The following is a 16,781-nucleotide window of genomic DNA, read 5'->3' as shown; positions in this document are numbered from 1 at the left end:
TCCTGATTAATTATGGCACTTGTTCTAAACCTCATTGATCTAACAATCATCTAAAACTGACGATGAATCTTTCAAAGATGATTCAGCATTCTAAACCTCATTGTTCTAACAATCATCTAAAACTAAATTGCATTGTTGGTTGTGCCAGCGTCTGTTCTAAACCTCATTGTTCTAACAATCATCTAAAACCGATATTTTATCATTAATTTTTAATAAAAACTGTCACAATCAAATAAGGTTAATGAAATTTCTTAAGAACAAGCAACTAACTATAAATAATCGTTAAGCTATAACCATTACTATTTAAATTATATAGTACAAACGTATTTGAAATCTAGGTATTTATCAATTTTTATAAACAAAATAGATGAGCTTTATAAACCCATCTATTTCTAAATATACTTAATATTATTCTTAATTAAGCTTCAGACTTTGCTTTAATTGTTTCAGCAGAAGCCTTTAATTGTTTTTCTTCTTCATCGGTTAATGGCAGGTCAATTGATTGAACAATACCGTCACGACCAACAATTGAAGGATATGACATATAAGTACCGTATTTAGCTTGATAGCTTGAAACTGGCAATTCAGTTCTAGAATCATTAAGAATTGATTGAATTAAGCGAACTGCAGCGGCTGCAACACCATAATTGGTGTAGTGCTTACCCTTAAATACTTGTTGTCCACCAAATTTGATTTCGTCATTTAAATCTTCTAACTTCCATGATTTGTCTTTAGCAAGTTTAGTAATAGGTTGTTCCAAAACTTTAACAGTAGACCAAGCAGTAAATTGTGAATTACCGTGTTCACCTAAGTTAAATCCAGAAACTGAACGAGGATCGACATCAAATTTTTTAGCAACAACCTTTTGCATTCTTGCAGTATCAAGCAGAGTGCCAGTACCAATAACATGTTGTTTTGGTAAACCAGTCAATTGTTGATACAAACTAGTGATTGCATCAACAGGATTAGAAATAACAATCAAGATACCATTAAAACCACTCTTTTTAATTGAATCAGTAATTGGCTTTAATTGTTCCTTGTTGTATTTCAATTCAGCAAAACGATCACCTTTGGTTTCCAAAGAAATTTTACCTAAAGTGCTGACAACAATATCGGCATCTTTCAATGCTGAATAATCGTTAACGGTAATATTGACGTGATATGGTAAATTAGCCATTGAATCCTCAAAGTCAATTGCATCAGCATTGACCTTACCTTTGTTCATATCAATTAAAACTAAATCGTCAACTAAACCAGAAATAATTAATTGGTGAGCAACTGTACAACCAACATGACCGTCACCAATAATTCCAATCTTATTTGCCATAATCAAACTTTCCTTTCAAAATTCTAAAAGTTTTATACAAAAATATGGTAATACTTACCTACTTCATTATACTGGCTAATGAGTCCAATATGTAAAATATTTGGTATAAAATATTCAAAAGGAGGTTTATATTGGATAACTCAACTAAAGCCGATATTGGTGATTATTTAAAAGTATTTGCTTGTACAGCGGTTATGTTGCAATCAATTCTTGCACTTATTCTGAAAATTAGCTTAACTCATAATGAACAAACCGGTATTGGATTCACTTATAATCTTGTAAAATTTACGGCACCTGCTTTTATTTTCGGTATTTTATACACAACGATTCGAACGCATCCCCACGCCACACTCAAAGATTACCCAACCTACATGCGTGGACAATGGTCAGCACTATTTGTTCCAACAATTTGTTGGACAAGTATTTACCTATTATTAATGCCTCAATTACAGCAACATAATCATTTTCATAATTTTATTAACTTTTGCTGGCAATTTATCAACGGCAATGCTGCACCGCACATGTGGTACAACACAATGATGTTGCAATTCATTATCTTAATGCCCATTTTTTGGTACATTTCTCGGTATGTCAAAAATTCTAATCGACGTTGCTGGTTAATAATTACTGTTAGCACAGTAATCTATTTTTTATGGATAGATCTATATGACAAACAAGTTTTTCATGGTCCTAAAATGCGCACCTGGTACTTATTCGACCGCTTATTTCTTAGCTTCATCATCTATGCCGTTTTAGGAACATTAGCCTGGAATTTTCATAAACAATTAGGTCACTTTTTACTTAAATTTTGGTGGTCTTTAATCATCATTTGGGCAGCAGTTTACTATCTAATTAACCATGAGTTATTCTCTTTCGATTTCCCGGTTAACTTATATAATGCACCTTATTACAAACCATCCATGACCGTTTATTGTCTGGTCATTATTGGATTAATTGCTACTTTAGCTTTTTATCAAATCAAAAGGCAGCAAATTAGAAGTTTAAAATTATTCCATTGGTTAGCAGCTTATGCGTATAAAGCTTTCCTAAGCCACGTCTTTTGGCTGGAACTTGCATGGCTAATCTTTGGTAAGCAATTATTGAAGGATAGTAATCCATTGGTTACAATCATAGTTTTGTACATTCTAACTTGGTTATTATCTTTTGCATCTGCTTATGATTTACATATGATTTGGAGCAAAATAAAAACTAGGCTATTGGCCTAGTTAAATTATAAAAAGTTGAATTATTTAAAAATTAATTGTGTCGAATTAAGATCCAATTTAAGAAATTTTTTAACATGTTTTTAAAGGATTCCTTACTTTTATTACGAAGTTGAGTATTTCTATAAACATAAACTGGATTATTTATAATTGTAAAATTACATGATTTAAAGTGTATTTTTATTTCAATAATGTTTTTATTCTTTAATTTTTTCATTATTGAATAATCCTCAAGCTTCATTGATCTAACAATCATCTAAAATATCTAACCGACGATTTATTTTCTATCTAACCGACTTTATATTATAAATTATAAACTAAAAAATAAATAAACAATAAATTTCTCAAAAAGATTCACATTAAAGGAAAAATTCAAATTGATCATCTATTTAAAATCGTTAGTTAAATAAAGCTTACGTTTTCATGGTCTCCTTGTTTAAATTATATTCATGTTGCACTTTAATTTTTAACCAGAGATAAAAAATGAACTCCGAAAATTTCGAAGTTCATTTCTATTAATAAATATAAATGTTAGTCATAAACGATGAAGAAGAGGAAATATATTTATTCGCCCATAACTAAAACATGACAAACTCGGTTGCGAGGCCTATTTTGATCCCGATCTACAAAGTAGATGTAACCAACTGATCCAGTCAACATTTGACTATCTTTAATAGCAAAAGTTTGATTACCACCAAACAGAGAACCTCTAATATGAGCATCCCCATTTAATATGGTTCCAGGATCTGCTGGATAATTTGGATTCTTTTTAGCTAATTCTTGAAGAAAAGCTACGTGCTTAGGACCTGGATAACGATAATTGGTATTTTCAAATAATTCTCTTGGTACTAATTTATCCAGAATGTGATTTAAATCTACTTGCAAGTATTCGTCGCCATTAAAGTCTTTATCATGAACATATTCTTCAAATAATACTGAACAAGTTGTGTGCGAAGTTTGTACTAAAACCAAACCATTTTTAACATTTGATTTTTTAATAATACTCTTCACCTTGTCAGTAATATTAATGTAGTTTATTCGCGCTTCTGTCTTTAAATTAATGTCTTCTTGATAGATATTCATTTTGATCTCTTTGCTACTTAAATTTAACTAAAGCTGACATCATTTCTACTATTTTAGCTTCCCAGCTAGGTGCTTTAATAATGCCACTAGTTCCACCGGTGCCATCAGCACCAAGTTGCATAATTTTTTCAACGTCTTGACCGGTACTTACGCCAGCTGCCTGCATAATTAAAATATTGGGATTCACTGAACGAACAGCAGCTGTTGTCGATTTAATATAATCTTCATTACTGCTATTCCCCGTACCAATTAAACTATCAGGCTCACAAATCATGACATCGGGATTTAATTCAGCAATTGCACGGCATTGTTCAACTGTATCTGAGCAAACGATAGTAGCTAACCCCACTTCCTTTGCCCTCTTAATAGTTGCATCTAATTCTGCAATCGTCAGAGGCTTTTCAGCATGATTCAAAACGACGGCTTTAATTCCTACATGACCAAGAGCTTCTGGTAAAACATGACCCATGCCTCTACCTGGCTTTAAAGAATCCATGTGTTGTGCGGTAATAATTAAATTATTAGTCTCTTTAGCTATTGTCGGTAAATCTACTAACTGACCTGTAAAAATACAGTCAATATACATACGTGGAGAATACGACCTGCGAGAAGAACGTCCTGATGCGGTATTAGGATCACCTCCACATACGTGGAGAATACTGGTTGAGAACTATCTTCATTACAGACCAGATAGGATCACCTCCACATACGTGGAGAATACTGGGCTCGCATTGTTGAAAAAGCTTTGCGTGTAGGATCACCTCCACATACGTGGAGAATACGTGCTATCGAAAAGGCTGTTAATGCTATGAATAGGATCACCTCCACATACGTGGAGAATACATATTTTTGTAGTTGAAAATAACGGTCGTGTATAGGATCACCTCCACATACGTGGAGAATACCCAAAATTGATATCGGCGCCGGCGCTTTCAGTAGGATCACCTCCACATACGTGGAGAATACATACCAGCTTGATAGTACAGATCATAAATTTTAGGATCACCTCCACATACGTGGAGAATACCTACCTTTGCGTCCTACAACGTGATAAATATTAGGATCACCTCCACATACGTGGAGAATACAAATTGGTATAAAATTCTGCACGTGGATTGTAAGGATCACCTCCACATACGTGGAGAATACTCAGGTGGTGCAACGTGGTTAGGGTTGTATGTGGGATCACCTCCACATACGTGGAGAATACAGCAATAATTGTTCCCAAATCGTTTGCTACAAAGGATCACCTCCACATACGTGGAGAATACCCTGTAGTCATAGAAGTGGCGCTAGGAACTGAAGGATCACCTCCACATACGTGGAGAATACACATGCAAGACCGTCCGAATGGAGAGCGACACGGGATCACCTCCACATACGTGGAGAATACGTCATAAGCTGTGTCAGTATCACTTGGATCACAGGATCACCTCCACATACGTGGAGAATACACTCCTTTTCTTAGTCCAATATCTTTTTACAAAGGATCACCTCCACATACGTGGAGAATACTAATAATCCTGACTATAAGGTACGTTTACTTGAGGATCACCTCCACATACGTGGAGAATACCTAATAAAATCCGCTTCTCGTTCCCCATTTTTAGGATCACCTCCACATACGTGGAGAATACTTGTTCTTATCCATTTGCTTTTCCTTATTTTTAGGATCACCTCCACATACGTGGAGAATACAATCGACCACCGACAATAATATTGCGATATAAAGGATCACCTCCACATACGTGGAGAATACATATCGCTTAGCAGATAACAAGACTAATGACTAGGATCACCTCCACATACGTGGAGAATACTTAACTGCAGAATCGGTATCCGTACTAGCTTTAGGGATCACCTCCACATACGTGGAGAATACACTAAAAAATCCTTGATACAAAGCCTTTCTCAAAATTGCAAAACACCATTTTTCAACAGTTTTAAAGCCAATTCATAAGTTGCTCTTGCATCAGACAGAGCCTCATGTGGTCTTTTATTTTTAATACCGTAATGCTGTAAAACAGTCTTCAACTTATAGTCATTTAAAAATTTTTCTTTTTTCTTGACTAGACTCATTAGATCAATAACTTGGTTATTAATACTTAGACTCAATTCATCATTTAGAGCTTTTTCTAAAAAATCAATATCAAAATTGACATTATAACCTACTAATGGAAGTCCTTTAATAAATTTCATGAATTCTTTTAAAACCTGATCTAAGCGAACTCCACTTTTATCTAAGATAGAATTTGTAAGACCCGTCAACCTTGAAATACTACTTGGAATTTGACAATCCACCTTAATTTCGCGGTAGAATTTAGAAACTACATTATGATAAATCTTAATTGCTCCAATCGACAAAATTTTATCTTCATCAACATTAAGGCCCGTTGTCTCGATATCTAAAACCACAAAATTAACTGCCTCATAATTTTGCCTTAGTTTCTTGCGTCTAGCTAATTCAGCTCTTCTAAATTTGGCTGCTTTACTAAAGCCTGGTTTTGGCTTTGCTTGAATAGCAGATAAATGAACCAAAAACGGTAAGCCGTCATAGTCCTGAACCCGGCAATCTTTTCTGTTAGTTCTAATGCCATAGCCTAATTCATTATTAATGCTATAGACTAAAGTTGCTTCGCCTGAGCCTATATTTTCACAAATCCGCTGCCATAACAATTCACGTACCTTGGAATTAGGATTACCAACATAAACGCCAGTTTGAATTTCCTGACACCATTGGGTTAAATCACCCCGTAAGGAATCCGGAACTTTACTTAAAGTAACAACAATCATTCTTCAAACTCATGATACTGAACACCAAATTTTTTTAATCCTTCTTTATCGTCCCACAAGCTCATAATAGTTGTTGTTGAAACAAAGTCTTGAGCATTCAGTAAATATTTCAAATCAGAAACCATTTGTTTTAACAATTGACCATTTCTAAAGGCATCCCTCATCGCTAAGCGCACTCTATCACTGATGTCATTGTCACCATATTTAGCAGTTACTTTAAAAGCAATCGGGATTGAATATTTTGCTTTGTATAAATCAGCAAAATCATAAACAAAAGAAAGATCATGACCTGTGTGAACAAATCCTAAAGCCGGTGATGCTCCTAAAGCAGTAATGACCGCATAACTCAGGCCATATAAACATTGATGGGCTTCAGTTAACGCTTTGTTTATCGGAGAACTATCATTAAAGTTATCGACTTTATATTGTCTTCTGTACCATTTAACCCCACTCTTCTTAGACTCCTGGCGATAAACGTTTCTAATTCTTGATCCTTCCTTGCCTCTTAATTCAGCCATTGAAAGGCCAGAAACATCTTCATGAGGGAAACGCATTTGATACATTTTTCTGGCAACTTGGACTCGTGTTCGTTTATTTGATACAAGCTTAGCTTGTTTTTCAATTAAAGTTGAAGAATGATTCAGAGCTCGTCCATGCGCGTACTGGCGCACACCATATTCACCAACCCAGACAACAGCCATACTAGTATTCCCGATAAGCTCCATGGCTCTATGAGTAATATTTACCCCTGGGCCTAAAAAGAGAACGTTAATAATTGCGGCCGGAACAAAGATAATTCCTTGTTGATCTTCAACTTTGAGCGCACTATCCTGTCGTTTAATATCCGCATGTTCCAGATAAAGAAAACTAACCCTATCTTTTACACGCGTAAGCTCATTAAGCTCAGGTTTCTTAGCACCAAAACCAGTTTTCATCTTTCTACTGGGATGACAGTCATTAACCCCATACCATAAGCTTTTTCTTTGCCAATACCATTTTTTAAAGCTCTTTGAAATAGATTCAAATCAGTTATTCTTAGCAAGCCTTCAAAAGCCACTCTGCTGAGCTTTATTTTCCTACCACCTTTACGATACAAGATCGGATAATCCCTTTGAACTATATCAAACTGATTATTTACAATCTGAAAACCTAACTTTGCTGCTCGTTCTGACAACCATTTCTTTTGCTGAAGAACAGTTACATGCGGGAAGATCCTTCCCGTTTTTCCATCTCTATAGACAGGATTGGCTACTAATCTAAAACGATAAATGCCATTATTTTTTAATTGAGCCAAGTAGATATCATAGTTCTTAGATTCAGCACTACCAGTAACTCCATATTTCTCAAAGCGCTTTTGATCAGGTTGCTGTTCGCTTTGAACTAATAAATATGCTTTACCATTCAAGTAATCAATTCGCCATAAGTGTCTCTTACGCTGACCCCTTTCAATTTCCTGAGGAAAACTTTGTTCGATCCAGTTATGATAAGCGCCAAGATGAGTTAGATTCTTCAGCTTCTGCCGATTCTTGGTATCAATCTGTACTCTAGATAAATACATTAATCAAACCTCTTTGATAAAAAAGACATAATATCATGACTAGTATCTCCTGGTTTGTAAAAGGGATTCTTTAACTCAACAGAAGTCTCACAAATAGGACGGTATTGATGATATCGATTATTTTGGCTAAACGAACCCACCTTATCTCTAACCAATGTACTGGAATGATCAGGCAGTAAAACAGCATCAGCGATAATGTCCGCTTGAAAATGTTCAGCACCATATCTTTTCTTAAACCAATCTGATGCCCGCCACTCTAAATTTGTTAAAACTTCTAGTGGGTTCACATCTTTTTTAACATTTATTTTTAATGGACCTGCCGGTGGATTAGAGCGCCTTCCCAAATATAGCTGATAAGTGGGAAAATGCAGAGCGTCTACTATTTTGTCGATTAATTCATCATTGGAACTACCAATAGCTGCTATAAAGACCGCATCTTGCAAGTAATCACGATAAGTCAGTTTTGCTCCCTTAGATTGAGAATACCGCACTGTCTGAAAATCAGTCATAGTAGTTCCCGGTTGATCTATCCTGACAGCTACTTGTAGATCATTTAATTTGGAGATTCTGTTGTCATCCCTCGAATAACCGAGTGCGGCCGCCACTATGCCGATGATCGCACTTTTAGTCGGATATGAAGTTGAAGTACGATAATTAAACGTAGCCTGGTCACCGTAAGATTGCAGCGGCGCGGTTAGTCTAAGCGTTATCGTTTTCATCTTGACTTACCTTCTCAGCTAAAACTTGTCCTACTTTATCAAGTAAATCACTTAAGTTTTCAACCTGCTTCAAATCAGAATGATCCGTTGTCAGAACGAAGCAGGCAACAGGTGCTTCAACAAATTTTTGCGTTGCTTGATATTCGTTCTCCAAGCGATCAATAGAGGCCTTAACGTAGCCACCATGAGATTTAACCGGATCTTCAAAAGCAGAGACCAGATTTACAGGGGTGTCTTTCCTAATTGTCACTAAAACATATTGCGGAACGGTTTTATTAGCAAAAGTATTTTCTTTGCCAGTAGGCATAGTGCTGATAAATTCTTTAATAAATAATTTTGCGCCTTTAATTGTTAAATCAGAACCAATATTCTTTTCTAATTCATTAACATTAATATTGGCATAACGATAGAGAGTAGAAGAATTATATTCAATTGTACCTAACATGGCTGAACCAGCTTCATCTTCTTTTCTCTTATCATCAATAGCAGTAAAGTAATCAAATTCGGGCACAATCTCATGGGTTGAAATTGCGTGAGCTACTTGTACAGCTGCATCAACGTTAAGAGACGGATCATCGGCTACCATTCGGCCGAACATAGCTAAAGCAAGAGAATTGTCATTTAATAAAATTTGTTTTAACTCTTTTTTTGTTTCTTTTAATTCTTTACTCTTTTTTTCTCCCAGATCCGGATTATCAATTGCATATTGCGCCAATTTATTCAATTGACCTTTGCTAACAAATAACAAGGCTCCTGTCAGAAATTCGCCATTCTTTTTATCTAATTTTACTTTTAGACCTGCGGTTTTTAATAAATCATTTGCGGCTTTAGTTGCTGCATCCTCGTCTAAATCCGGTTTTAAATCTTGAATTCTTTGACTCAACAAAGCACTGACTTTCTTAGTACGATAGCCTTTTAACCAATCTTCGTCGTTGCTTTCCTTCTGGAATGCTTGTTTTATTACTCTTTTCCAGCTTTGCGAAGAAACACGTGACCTGGTTACTCCACCATACATTGCCGTTTTAGGAGTGCCAGTGTCATCCCGATTAATATTAGAAGAGGGAACGGTTTGCAATACATTAATATCAATATACAAATTTTCTTTATTCATTTTTTACTCCTTATTTATCCTGAACTTTATCATTTACATAAAAATATTCTTGACCCCATCTTAAAGAAATTCGTCTTGCCCCTTCATAACCAAATTGATAGTCATACAGATCAAGAGCCAGATGGGCGAAATCTATCTTAGTGACATTTTGATTGCTCTTCAGAATATCAATCAAATGGATCAATGAACGACAAACAAAATCAATATTCGAACTAGCTAGAACGGCTTCGACTCTCCTGTCAAGTGCTTCTCTGATGGTTTCATCTTGCCTTAACCTTGATAGCACTCGAAAAAGTCGAGCAGAATTGTAATCATAATCTTTTCTGAAGATGTCGACAAAAGCCGGATTTTCTTTGCCCTGTTGATAGACTGCGTATGCCCTTAAGCTAGTAAAAATAGCTATTTCAGCGTAAGTTGGCTTACCATTTTTACTTAGTAGCTTTTCTGGCATTACCTCAAAAAGCAGAGGCCAAATTGCAGTTGCTTTTTTACTTACAACAGAATTAGAAGTTCTTAAACTTGAAAGCGCAGCTTTATTTGGCGAACCATCATTGTATAAACGTAGAATGCATCTATTGGTTATAATTGCAATATTTGGAGACATTTAATTCTTCCCTTCTTTCAGTAACTTGAGCAGTGATCCCTTAAACTGATTATAAAAAGTAAAGATATTCTTCTCTTGCTTTTTTTCCACCTTTCCGATTACATCTTCGGGAGAGGCAGTGACCATTAATTTAGCACCCGCTTGAATCGCAATTTCTAGCAGTTCTTCATACCACTGCTCTAGCTTAGGATCTCTCTCCTCATCATTCCTAAGACTTGCTAGCCACGTCAGAAAAGGTTTATTTAATTCTTCATAAAAGCTCGTACTAAATCTGCCAGCAAATTCAGTGGGCGAACTTAAATCTCTCAAATCACCAACATTTCTGGCAAAATGATATAAATAATTGCCTACGACTTGAGTCTTATTAATTGCTTCTTCAATCCGGGCTGGCCAATATAATGCTCGTTCAGAATTTTGATCAAAAAGGACATCAGCATCAATCTTCATCTCATCGCTCACTTCAAAAGCTGGTGATTGAGAATTGGCATTATTGTCTTTAATCATATTAATAGTCATCATATTGACCACATAACTGTGAGGAAGACAATCATTATCTTTCAGATAAGCAATCCAACTCATGATTCCTGGTTGGTGATAATAATTACTATCGTTTCTCGTGTCAACATAATCACCAAAATGGCGCCACATACTTGTATTGCGATTGCGCAAACTTCTAGTTTGGGGATGAAAATCTGAGTCTTTTTTATTTGAATACCAAGTTGTCATCGGTTCAATAAAGGCGTTGCTGTTATTCAGTTTAGGCAAGCCAGCACTGTAAATAATCGGCTGATCTGACTCCCAATCAATAAATAATATTCTTGCCCAAATAGTATAAAGAGCTGCAATATTATCCGGTACTTCTGCCCGCTTACGCTCTAAAACGTAATCTGTTGCTGTTCTATATTCCCAGTTGGGTTTTTGAACAGAATAATCTAAATCCTTCGCGTTAAATAATTTCAAATTCAGCAGCAAAGTTTCAAAAAGATTTTTGCCTTTAATAAAAATTGGATTAAGACCAAATAACCAACCTTTGGAAACAGAAAATTTTTCTTTTGTTTTTAGCTTGCTTTTATCAGTTACCCCTGTGAAGTTCTGATAAGAAATAAGCCACCGAACCAGTTCATCTATCGTCAACTGATTCTTACTTTTTTGACTTCGCGGATCAAAAATATCAGGCGTATTGTTGCTTTCTGAAATTGTGCGATTGATTTGCTTTAGAGCTACTTGACCGCCACCGCTTACTTCGCCGCTTTGATTGATTTTCAGCTTGTTTTTATCACGAACTAAGTCATTATATTCTGTCAAAGTTACTTGATAAAAGGGATGATCCCCAAAAAAGTCAAAATGATCAGCATATTTCAGTAAATATTTCTCGACAATATCAGAAAAGTGGCTTTGCTCATAAAGCTCTTTCCAAGTGTCTAATAAATCATGTTCACCGTCATCTTCAAAATCATCCTGGTCAACTTCTTTTACCTGCCAATTGTCATCTAACTCTAGCCAATCATATGCCTGTCCTTGATAATCAAAGCGAGAATAAACAGTTGTCAAAATTGCAAGCAAAAATCTGAAGATAGCTAAATCTTGACTTTTCATTTCTCCAGCTAGTTGACGATAGTCTTGAACATTTTTGAAAAAGTCGATCAAAGATACTTTCTGCTCACGGTTTTTCTTATCAATTACTTCAATCCAGGGATCCTTAATTAAATTAAATTCTTTATTCACCCTTTTCTCCTTCCTTTTCATAACTCAAGCCTAATTTAGAAGAGTAACTCAATGTCCACCCATTAAAATTGGCCGTCAAATTTTTATCCAGAACCAAAGCCAATGAACCACGCAGCCAAATATCTTTCTGCCAATAACTGAAGTTTTTACTAGTTATATCCTCTAAAGAACTAATAGCTTCATCAATATTGGGAGTTACAGCTGCCGGCAGACGAATTGTCTGCTCAGCGATAATTTTTGAAGATACTTTTTCTAATTTGCGGCCATCAAGAAGACAAAATCCTGATTCATTTTTTTGCAATAAAACAACCTCTAAAGTATCTTTAATATCTCGAACTGCCGCTTGAGCTCGAACTTCATCCTTATCTAAATTTTGGGGTGAATCTCCCAACCAACCATGAATAGTTCGTCTAGGTCTAGGCGGGGCTATTTGAAAAACAGCAGCTTTCTTTTTTAATTTAGATATCTGATCTTCAAATTCTGATTTGGCTTCATCTAAATCGTGTACTTCTTCATCGTTTTCTGGATCATAAACAGTTTGAACTAAAGGCGAAATATCGGTAGGTAGCTTAATTTGATTTGGCAGAAAATGGTCTGTCTTCATTAATAGATACTTAGCATAGATCGCCTCATTTGCATCTCCATAATCACCAAATGAATTAATCCCCAAAATATATACATCCGGCTGTTGTAAACCAACTGGTCTTTCAATTTGATGACGATGAAGCCGGCCAATTCTTTGCAGGATTAAATCCATTGGCGCAATATCAGTAAACAAAACATCAAAATCGATATCCAGCGATTGTTCCAACACTTGAGTACCAATAACAATAAGGCGCTTAGGCCGCTTCCCGTTTTTCCCAATCAGATTTTGCAACTTCTGTTCCCGTTTAGTTCTGTCTGAAGATAGATAGGCCGAGTGAAGAATTAAAGTAGGAATACCTTTCGGCATCAAGCGTGCTAACTGTTGCGCTCTTCTAACGGTATTGACGATAACACCGGCAATACCGCCTTTTTCAATTGTCGCGGAAATTTTATTAACCAAATCCGTGTCATCAGCTTTGAGCCGCCTTATATGAACACTTATTTTATTAAAGCTTTCCTGTTCAAAATGATTAACTTGTACCATTTTTTTACCATCAAGAATGCTCAATAAGGGATATGACTGTTCATTCTCCCAGCCAGACTCAGCTTGGAAATGCTTTGTGCCAAACTTTCCTTTGCAATAGGCTTGCAATAACTCATTCCTTTTTTGTTTTGGAAGAGTAGCAGATAAAGCAATGACTGGAACGTGGTATGCGCCTAGCCAGCGCAATACCTTTTTTAAATAAGAAGTCATATAGACGTCATAAGCATGCACTTCATCGATAACGACTATCTTGTTGGCAAGGCCTAAATGCTTTAAAAACAAGTGCTTTTGCTTCAGTCCCATTAATAACAAATTATCAATAGTTCCTACGGAAAATTCATTAAGAATCGTCTTTTTACCGGTAAACCAACTATTAACAACTACCGCCGAATCAGCATCTGAATCACTATCGCTGTCAATGTTTTCCGCAATGGGTATTGCTCTATAAATTGGATTAAATTGAGCTTTTCCGTGCATTAATTTGATGGGTAACTTAGCATGTTCTGATTCTGCCACCTGCTTAAGCCATTGATCAATCCGTTCAAACATTGCATTAGAAGTGGCTTGAGTAGGTAAGCCCATAAAAAAGCCATTTTCACCAGCAGAAAAACCTAATTGTTCAGCCGCAGTAAGGGCAATTTCAGTTTTACCAATTCCCATTGGTGCCTCGATAATGATCATGCCTGGATCTTTTGTCTTACCAATCACCGCTGACATTTTTTCTTGAACTGAACGTGGCTCAAAACCCCACCGTTTTTGATAGTGCTTTTCTATATTGGTTACCTTTTGGGGGTACCATTCATCATTTACCGCCCAAGTATTAATGGCATCTTCAAAACGAGCGGTCATATCTAAATCATCAAATCCTGCATTCAAGGAAATTAACGGAAATAGAGGTTTTTGGACATCATAATTCAAATATTCACTCGATGCCAGCCAATCAGCCATAATTAATAAGCCTTCCAAAATAACCGCAACTGGTTGGGAAACAGGAGGGACATCTTTTATATTGTTATAGCCGCAAATTTCTAGAATATAATTGAGTAATTCACTTTGAACTCTTTGCCATTTTTCTTTTATTTTTTGATTTTGATCTGAGCCAAAATAATTACTAGTATAATTAATTATTTGATCAAAGGGACTAGTTTTTTGCGGCATTCCATGGTGACCGCCAATAATTGCCCCTACACTTTCATTCAGCCCCGCTCTTTCGAGTAAAGCTTCCCCTGCTACCGCATGAGGTGATTTTTCCATCGACACTAACTTAATGCTACTTAAGCCTTGTCGCAGCAATCTTTCTAGCAAATCCTGATCTAGAACTTTAGATCTTTGATATGAAGGCTTTCCCTGAAAAGCAGGAATGCATTTACCATAATCGTGGACACACCCAAGAAATTTTACTAAAGCATGAATATTCTGATTTGGAAGAGAAGATTCAATAATTAGTTGTTCCTTATCACTTAGCCAATGGTTATAGAGCCAATTTATTACATTTTTAGTATCAATTAAGTGAGCAATTAATGGCAGCCAAAGCTCTTGCCCATTTTTAATAGCCTTTTTGCCCCATAAACTTTTAGCCGCTTTTGATAAAGAACTCATTATTTTCTCTTTTCATTTTATAATCTCTCCTATTATTTTATCATTTAACGCTTACATAGAAAATCCTTCTAACAAAAAAGATGCCTCATTTGAGGCATCTAGCTAATTTATTTGAATCACCACCACTTACTGGAGAATACATGTATCGGCGGGTAATCACGAGCGTTGCATGAGGATCACCTCCACATACGTGGAGAATACTAATCCCTACCGCTGGCACGGTAAATGGGACAAGGATCACCTCCACATACGTGGAGAATACCTTCATCCTTAAAAAATAAAGTATTGAGACAAAGGATCACCTCCACATACGTGGAGAATACAGCTTTTCCAATCAATTCCCAAGCACGTGTTGAGGATCACCTCCACATACGTGGAGAATACTTGGGAGGTTATCATTTCACTATCTGGTTCTAGGGATCACCTCCACATACGTGGAGAATACCAATCGAGCAGGCTTTGACAAAACTAAGTGGTAGGATCACCTCCACATACGTGGAGAATACTTCTTTACCAAAACGAGTAAGTGTCATTTTGTAGGATCACCTCCACATACGTGGAGAATACAACATTCGTAAATGCCTAGTAGCGCAAAAGAAAGGATCACCTCCACATACGTGGAGAATACCACCTTGCTTAACTGATTGTGTTTTTTTGCATAGGATCACCTCCACATACGTGGAGAATACTTGCTTAGCTATTTCAAAATACTTTTCATCTAAGGATCACCTCCACATACGTGGAGAATACTATCTCTTTCAGATGTTGCAGAAAAAAACAGGTAGGATCACCTCCACATACGTGGAGAATACTTTGGATAACTGCAACATCTTGGTTTTTATTTAGGATCACCTCCACATACGTGGAGAATACCTTAGGCGGACAGGATGAAGACATTGCCGACTGGGATCACCTCCACATACGTGGAGAATACTCTTCAAGGAATTGCTTTAATTCTGATTCATAAGGATCACCTCCACATACGTGGAGAATACCATGGATCCCGTGGGAGAAAGCAAAAGAAGATAGGATCACCTCCACATACGTGGAGAATACGACGGTTTTCTGGTTAACTTACCACGACACTTAGGATCACCTCCACATACGTGGAGAATACCTACTTTTGCTTGATTAAAACCCAAGCTTTTTAGGATCACCTCCACATACGTGGAGAATACCTAGTTGGCAAAGCAATTACAACAGCGTTGGTAGGATCACCTCCACATACGTGGAGAATACTGATGTATTCTCCTGAAGTCAGTGAACTGAACAGGATCACCTCCACATACGTGGAGAATACGCTGAACCAGTCTTAGTTAAACCACCGCGCTTAGGATCACCTCCACATACGTGGAGAATACGCATTATCAAAAATATATCAACACAAATACTCAGGATCACCTCCACATACGTGGAGAATACCTGCTGCATCTTCCACAACTGCTAAAGCTATTAGGATCACCTCCACATACGTGGAGAATACAAATGCACTTGATAGTGATGGTAAATCATATGAGGATCACCTCCACATACGTGGAGAATACTGCCGTTTTTGCTATGGAAAAGTGGGTTGGCTAGGATCACCTCCACATACGTGGAGAATACGCCGGATTTGACACAGTAATCACCGGTCAAATAGGATCACCTCCACATACGTGGAGAATACTAAAGTCCAGTGAATCAGTAACTAGATCTTATGGGATCACCTCCACATACGTGGAGAATACACTAAAAAGATCCCATAATACCGGCTTTTGTAAAAATCAAAAACTCATTTTTTCAATAGTTTTATTTTTAATTATAATTCAAAATGTTTTTATGAGACCGTAAAATATTTTGTGTAAGGATGAAGGATTCCTTAATTTAATTTCCTAAAACATTAGAAAAAGGAGTTCCTTTCTCGTATGATT

General features: G+C 36.4%; 12 protein-coding genes and 2 CRISPR repeat arrays. Of the genes, 1 reads left to right on the top strand and 11 read right to left on the bottom strand.

The annotated features are described in order from the left end of the window. Nucleotides 1–418: 418 nt before the first annotated feature. Nucleotides 419–1,327 carry an L-lactate dehydrogenase gene (locus tag FC77_RS05930; protein ID WP_054682040.1) on the bottom strand — a complete coding sequence of 303 codons (909 nt, stop codon included), beginning with the start codon at nucleotides 1,325–1,327 and terminating at the stop codon, nucleotides 419–421. Between the two features lie 131 nt (nucleotides 1,328–1,458). Here FC77_RS05930 and FC77_RS05925 point away from each other — a divergent pair, with 131 nt between their 5' ends. After that, on the top strand, nucleotides 1,459–2,553 hold the full coding sequence (locus FC77_RS05925; protein WP_225723702.1) for an acyltransferase family protein: 1,095 nt from the start codon (nucleotides 1,459–1,461) through the stop codon (nucleotides 2,551–2,553). Nucleotides 2,554–3,114: 561 nt separating this feature from the next. On the opposite strand, the gene FC77_RS05920 is transcribed toward FC77_RS05925, so the two are convergent. The 10 genes from FC77_RS05920 to FC77_RS05875 form a co-directional block, all read right to left on the bottom strand. Next, complete coding sequence (locus FC77_RS05920; protein ID WP_056970621.1) at nucleotides 3,115–3,633, bottom strand: YjbQ family protein; 519 nt, start codon at nucleotides 3,631–3,633, stop codon at nucleotides 3,115–3,117. 13 nt (nucleotides 3,634–3,646) lie between these two features. After that, complete coding sequence (locus FC77_RS05915; protein WP_420865675.1) at nucleotides 3,647–4,219, bottom strand: triose-phosphate isomerase; 573 nt, start codon at nucleotides 4,217–4,219, stop codon at nucleotides 3,647–3,649. A gap of 45 nt (nucleotides 4,220–4,264) precedes the next feature. Further along, nucleotides 4,265–5,515: direct repeats of the CRISPR family, unit length 29 nt; unit sequence AGGATCACCTCCACATACGTGGAGAATAC. 29 nt (nucleotides 5,516–5,544) lie between these two features. Beyond that, entirely contained in the window at nucleotides 5,545–6,426 is an 882-nt protein-coding gene (gene cas2e, locus FC77_RS05910; protein ID WP_056970617.1) for a type I-E CRISPR-associated endoribonuclease Cas2e, read from the bottom strand. Next, the gene (gene cas1e / locus FC77_RS05905; protein ID WP_056970615.1) at nucleotides 6,423–7,361 is read right to left on the bottom strand and encodes a type I-E CRISPR-associated endonuclease Cas1e; all 939 of its coding nucleotides are present in this window, start codon (nucleotides 7,359–7,361) and stop codon (nucleotides 6,423–6,425) included. The genes cas2e and cas1e overlap by 4 nt, the downstream gene beginning before the upstream one ends. Next, nucleotides 7,358–7,984 (bottom strand): type I-E CRISPR-associated protein Cas6/Cse3/CasE, encoded by a 627-nt coding sequence (cas6e, locus tag FC77_RS05900; RefSeq protein ID WP_056970613.1) that lies wholly within the window; start codon nucleotides 7,982–7,984, stop codon nucleotides 7,358–7,360. The genes cas1e and cas6e overlap by 4 nt, the downstream gene beginning before the upstream one ends. Beyond that, complete coding sequence (gene cas5e, locus FC77_RS05895; protein ID WP_056970611.1) at nucleotides 7,984–8,703, bottom strand: type I-E CRISPR-associated protein Cas5/CasD; 720 nt, start codon at nucleotides 8,701–8,703, stop codon at nucleotides 7,984–7,986. Before cas5e ends, cas6e begins: the two co-directional genes overlap by 1 nt. Beyond that, entirely contained in the window at nucleotides 8,684–9,814 is a 1,131-nt protein-coding gene (cas7e, locus tag FC77_RS05890) for a type I-E CRISPR-associated protein Cas7/Cse4/CasC (protein WP_056970609.1), read from the bottom strand. Before cas7e ends, cas5e begins: the two co-directional genes overlap by 20 nt. Before the next feature lie 10 nt (nucleotides 9,815–9,824). Next, nucleotides 9,825–10,418 (bottom strand): type I-E CRISPR-associated protein Cse2/CasB, encoded by a 594-nt coding sequence (gene casB, locus FC77_RS05885; protein WP_056970607.1) that lies wholly within the window; start codon nucleotides 10,416–10,418, stop codon nucleotides 9,825–9,827. After that, nucleotides 10,419–12,143: a type I-E CRISPR-associated protein Cse1/CasA gene (locus tag FC77_RS05880; protein ID WP_225723703.1), complete on the bottom strand. Its 1,725-nt coding sequence runs from the start codon at nucleotides 12,141–12,143 to the stop codon at nucleotides 10,419–10,421. After that, entirely contained in the window at nucleotides 12,136–14,871 is a 2,736-nt protein-coding gene (locus FC77_RS05875; RefSeq protein WP_056970603.1) for a CRISPR-associated helicase/endonuclease Cas3, read from the bottom strand. The genes FC77_RS05880 and FC77_RS05875 overlap by 8 nt, the downstream gene beginning before the upstream one ends. Before the next feature lie 172 nt (nucleotides 14,872–15,043). Next, nucleotides 15,044–16,598: a CRISPR direct-repeat array (repeat unit 29 nt; unit sequence AGGATCACCTCCACATACGTGGAGAATAC). Nucleotides 16,599–16,781: the final 183 nt, after the last annotated feature.

It is taken from the genome of Lactobacillus acetotolerans DSM 20749 = JCM 3825 (genome assembly GCF_001436775.1).
Lineage (GTDB): Bacteria > Bacillota > Bacilli > Lactobacillales > Lactobacillaceae > Lactobacillus > Lactobacillus acetotolerans.
Note: the sequence above shows the minus strand (reverse complement) of the source record. Positions and strands in the feature narration are given on the sequence as shown.